The sequence below is a fragment of the Synechococcus sp. R8-2 genome (assembly GCF_047461715.1).
Classification (GTDB): domain Bacteria; phylum Cyanobacteriota; class Cyanobacteriia; order Thermostichales; family Thermostichaceae; genus Thermostichus.
In genome coordinates, this window is the sequence record NZ_JANSHQ010000664.1 from 1 (window position 1) to 4,343 (window position 4,343).

The 4,343-nt window shown below is 59.1% G+C and carries 4 protein-coding genes; all 4 read right to left on the bottom strand.

Annotated elements, in window-relative coordinates:
• Positions 1-528: Hpt domain-containing protein (locus NW819_RS13655; RefSeq protein ID WP_414414081.1), on the bottom strand; the 528-nt coding region annotated here is incomplete at its 3' end.
• A gap of 191 nt (positions 529-719) precedes the next feature.
• Positions 720-3,212, bottom strand: coding sequence for a methyl-accepting chemotaxis protein (locus NW819_RS13660; RefSeq protein ID WP_414414082.1), 2,493 nt, complete (start codon positions 3,210-3,212; stop codon positions 720-722).
• A 291-nt stretch (positions 3,213-3,503) separates the two neighbouring features.
• Positions 3,504-4,022 carry a chemotaxis protein CheW gene (locus NW819_RS13665; RefSeq protein ID WP_414350116.1) on the bottom strand — a complete coding sequence of 173 codons (519 nt, stop codon included), beginning with the start codon at positions 4,020-4,022 and terminating at the stop codon, positions 3,504-3,506.
• A gap of 115 nt (positions 4,023-4,137) precedes the next feature.
• Positions 4,138-4,343, bottom strand: a 206-nt coding sequence (locus NW819_RS13670; protein WP_414414083.1) for a response regulator transcription factor, incomplete at its 5' end; no start/stop codon positions are given.

A 4,343-nucleotide genomic window follows, 5' to 3' on the forward strand; every position in this document is an offset into this window, starting at 1 on the left:
CAGCTCCAGCATCTGGCGCAACTGCTGCGGCACCACCTCCGCCATGTCCTGCTGCAGGGTGCGAACCGCCGGCGGCGAGACGGGAGCTGAGACAGGGCCCTCGCCAAGAAGATTTTGAATGTGCCTTTCGGTCTCTTGAAAAACCGGCTCCAATTCCGCCAGGGTGGTGTTGCTGACTTCTTGGGTGAGGCCGCGGGGGCTCTGCAGCTCCTCCAACAACATCGAAAGCCCATCAAAAGCCCGCAGCAGCAGGGTTTCCAGGTGCTGATCGACAGGCACTCCGCCTGGACGGGAGCGAAAGATGTTGAAAAAATCTTCCATGCGGTGGGCCGTCCGTTGGATGCTGGTGAGGCCCAGCATGGCAGCTCCCCCCTTGATGGAGTGAGCAGCTCGAAACAGCTCGTTGATCAGCTCGGGATCGCTCATACTGTCCCGCAAGCTGAGGAGCACTTGTTCAATCGTTGCCAAGTGGTCGCGGGCTTCTTCGATGAAATAACTGAGGATCCGCTTTTGTGCTTCTTCATTCATGGCAGGAGGCCCTTCCTACAGCCCACAGGTATGCATCAGTAATAGCAGACCGGACAGATTGAGGCTCGCCTGAGCGAAGAGTCCGGCCAAAAGTCGGAACAGGGGGATCCCAGTGGCATTTGCTAAGGATCGATAACGTCTCCTGCATGGGGATCCTTGTCCCTAGAATGCCCTCAAAACAGCAGATTTGCTCATTCATCCCCAACCCGGAAGCGACCGACAGAAGTTTGCAACTCGCGGGCGATGCTCACCAACTGTTGGAGCGAAGCTGCCACCTTCTGCGCCTCCTTAGAGGTCTCGTTGGCGGTCAACTCCACCGATTGCATCACCTGCGCCACAGAGCGAGAGGTTTCCGTTTGTTGCACGGTGGCCTGAGAGATCGCCCGCACCAACTCGTCGATCCGGCGACTGACCTCGATAATCTCGTCCAGGCTGTTCTTGGCCTGCTCGGCCCGCCGCGTCCCCTCGATCACCAGTTGGGTGCCTTCTTCCATAGCCGTCATCACGTTGCCGGTTTCCGATTGAATCTGCAACACGATCTGCTCGATCTCCTTCGAGGCTTTGGCAGCTCGGTCGGCCAGTTGTCGCACCTCATCGGCCACGATGGCAAAGCCCCGTCCCGATTCCCCGGCTCGTGCCGCCTCGATGCTGGCGTTGAGGGCAAGCAGGTTGGTGCGCGAGGCAATTTGAGAGATCAAAGCCACAATTTTGGAAATTTCCTGCGAGGATTCCGCCAATCGCTTCACTTTGCGGGTGGTTTCTGCCACGGTTTCGCGAATTTCCAGGATGCCACTTACCGTGCGATCCACAGCTTCTCCACCCCGAGCGGCTGCTTCTGTGGCTTGGGCAGTCACGTTGGCCGCTTCGCGGGCGTTGCTGGCCACCTCTTGAATGGAGTCCGTCATCTCCTGAATGGAGTTGAGGGAGTTGGAAATCTCCTCCGCCTGGCGCAAGGCGTCGGCAGAGAGGCTGCGGGCAAAGTCCTCGTTCTGCAAGGCGGCATCGTTCACGGCGGCGGCGGCCCGCTTCACCTGGCTGACAATGTCTCGCAGACTGCGAATGGTCAGGTTAAAGGAGTCGGCCACAGCCCCCAGCACGTCGGCAGTCACCTCTGCCCGCACCGTCAGGTCTCCACGGGCAGCCCCTTCCACGTCGTCCAGCAGGCGAATCACCTGGCGCTGTAGGTCTTCCTTAGCTTGCCCTTGCTCGGCAGCCCGCTGGCTCAGTTCGGCGAAGTTGGCTTCAAGGGCAGCCGCCATCTGGTTAAAGCTGTCGGCCAAGCGCCCCAGCTCATCGTGGGTGTTGGCTGTGGCTCGTACTGAATAATTCCCCTGGGCCAAGGCGGCAAAGTGGCCGGCCAGCTCTTGGGCGGTGGAGCGAATTTGTTTGGCACTGCTGGCCCCGAGGATAACCCCTGCTCCTGTGCCGATCAGCCCGCCTCCAATCACCCCGGCAATCAAGCGAGCTCCCCCATTGGCCGGGATCCCAAGGCCAATCGCCAAGCCGGCAGCCAAACTCACAGCTCCTTGGATAAGCGCTATGGCCAATTGCCGATCCCCAATCGGTCGGTTGGCGATCCCAGCAGAGGTTCTTGCCCCTTGTTCGCCTGCACTGGGGATGGGGAGGGAGGCCGTGGGCAGCAGGACTTGGGCCGCTCCGCTGCCGGTCTCCGCCATTGGGCCCATCCCCCCAATCGCCCCCTCATCTGGGCGGAAGGCCCCCACCGGCTCACCGCCATCCATGCCGGCAAGTTCGCGATCCAGGCTGTCTAGCTCGTCAAGCTCGAAAAGACCAGGGCTGGGACTGGCAGTATCTTCGTCGGGAGCGGGGATCGGCTCACTCATGGGGGCAGCCAATTCGGTCGGCAGGCCTTCTTCCAGGGATCCCCCCTCCTCTTCCTCAAGACCGGGCAGGGAGAAGCCCATCTCATCGGGAAAATCGGCATCGCCGGCCAACTGCGTAATGGAGTCGGAGTCGCCTTCTAGGGCTTCCAGATGCTCTCGATCGAACTCGTTGAGAAAGGCAAAGTCATCTTCGACCACCGGATCGGTTTGAGGCCCGCCCTCTTCCAAGCCTGCCCGTCGCGAGAGGGCCGGTGGTGTTACCCGAGGATGGGTCGGCATCGGGTGAGATAAACCCAGCGGATCAGCCTCCGGCATTTGCAGCCCGGTCTCAAAGGGATCCCTGAATCTCTCTTCCCCCATGAAATCGCTGCCAAGGCTGTCTGCCTCCAGTGGAAAGGGATTCTGAGCAAAGGGATCCGCCTCCTCTTCCCCCATCTCCTCGAACTGCAAGAAGGGATCGGGAGCAGAGAAAGCCTCTTCCGAAAAGGCATCCGACCCAGGTGCAAACTCATCTGGAGAGCGAAACTCGTCCGCTTCTGGGGAATCGGGAAGATCCGCCAGCTCTGGTGCCATTTGCAACAGCTCTTCTAGACCCTTCCGGGCCGACTCCAGCTCATCGGGATCACTGGCTGTTTGTAAAATGGTGTTGTAGGTTTGGCGAGCTTCCAACAACTGCCCAGCTTGTTTTTGTGCCAAAGCCAGCAGCAGCTTGACAGCAGTATCTTGCGGTTCAGCAGCGGCCACTTGGTTGAACAACCGCACCGCCCGGACGTAGTCTCCCTGCCAAAAGGCGGCCATCGCATCGGTGTAGTCTCTCTGACTGTTCGCGCTCGGAACCATGGATCCTCCCTTCACTGCTTGCCTACCTCTGTTCACGCGTCAACACAGATGCAAACGGAACGCCCCCAACACCTCAAAACCCCATGGATGCAGGCTATCCCCCCTTTTCCACATTCAGTCAAGCAAGAGTGGGCCTTTCTGCCGCCGTCTCAGGGCTTACCCTCAACAGCCTCGACACGCATCGGTAGGGGATAGATTTGGTCCAACTTTCCCCATTGTGGCTGGAGTTAGCTTGGATCTTTGATAGGAACTATACACTTTCCTCCCGCTGAGCTCCCAGGGGGCCGTCTGTCAACCCCAACGATTGGATCGCAGGATGGCCGAATGATCCAGCAATGGCAAGCGCGATCCCGTTCCGGGCACCACCCATTCCCCTCGCAAAAAAGGAGCCATGGACTCAGGAGCCGTGAGGGCAGGCCGCACCAATTCAGTCTTCAGCCACTCCATGCCTACAATTAAATCCACAGCCAAGCCCATGAGCAAATCCTGTTGATCCATCACGGCCACCACAGGAATCTCGGCTCGGTCGATGTTCAGGGGCGGGCTGATCCCCAAAAATTGCCCCAGGTCTGCAACCCAGATGATCTCGCCCCGCAAATTCAGCGTGCCCAGCAAAACTGGGGCCACATTGGGCATGGGGGTGATTTTCTCTGGGCCAATGCTCATCACCTCCACAACCGATACCGCTGGCAGCGCAAATTCCTCCCCGGTGGCAATCTTGAACTTTAGGAATAGCTCACCTTCGGGAGCCTCCATCTCCCGCAACTCTTGGGTCTCATCCCCCATCAATAAATCCAGATCCCCCAGCATGATGCTCCCCCGCATGGATAGTCTTGTGGACTGTTGATCCCGCCCCCCTCCCTGCTTAAAACGCAGAGTCGTTCTCAGGACCTACCGAAAGGCGTGGAAGCAGAAGGGGCAGCTCTCAGCCTCTCAGTAATTGCTTAATCGTACCCACCAGTTCCTGGGGCTGGAAAGGCTTGGCAATGTAGGCATCCGCTCCCTGGCGGATCCCCCAGTAGCGGTCAAATTCTTCGCCCTTGGAAGAACACATGACGATGGGCGTTTTTTGGGTGAGAGGGTCGGCCTTGAGAAGACGGCACACCTCATAGCCGTTCATGCGCGGCATGA

Coding starts and splice junctions, on each gene's coding strand:
- NW819_RS13660 (WP_414414082.1), bottom strand. CDS start 3,212: ATGGTTCCGAGCGCGAACAGTCAGAGAGACTACACCGATGCGATGGCC.
- NW819_RS13665 (WP_414350116.1), bottom strand. CDS start 4,022: ATGCTGGGGGATCTGGATTTATTGATGGGGGATGAGACCCAAGAGTTG.